This is a genomic window from Thiocapsa sp. (assembly GCF_011390875.1).
In the GTDB taxonomy this organism is placed as follows: Bacteria; Pseudomonadota; Gammaproteobacteria; order Chromatiales; family Chromatiaceae; genus Thiocapsa.
In genome coordinates this window covers 1-345 of record NZ_JAABRP010000298.1, presented here as the reverse complement: position 1 = coordinate 345, position 345 = coordinate 1, and the positions used below count along the sequence as shown (strand labels likewise).

Annotated in this window: 1 protein-coding gene; it reads right to left on the bottom strand. The window is 65.8% G+C overall.

What is annotated here, in order from left to right:
• Nucleotides 1-345 (bottom strand): metallophosphoesterase (locus GPT33_RS17350; RefSeq protein ID WP_296811529.1); only part of this gene is annotated, 345 nt, incomplete at both ends.

Here is a 345-nt window from a genome sequence, read left to right as displayed (position 1 = left end):
AAGATAACGGCCGGTGATGGGCTCGCCGCCAAGGCGTCGCGAAGCGCTGCGAGTCGAACCCTGCCGATCCGCCCCTCGTCCCGGCCAGGCGCGGTGGAATCGAGAAAGACCAGATCCCAGTCGCCGAGCTGACGCACGGCAACCGGCCCGAGTGCTGCGGGGCCCAGCAGCTCTTCCATCAGAGGCCGCGAGTCATGGTTGCCGGGAATACAGTAGTAGGGCAATCCGGTGCGATCGAGCAGACGGCGAAGCGAGCGATAGCCTTCGCGTGACTCGTCGTGAACGAGATCGCCCGTGAGCACCAATGCATCGGCGGGCGGCGAATGCGCGAGTGCGAGCTCCAAT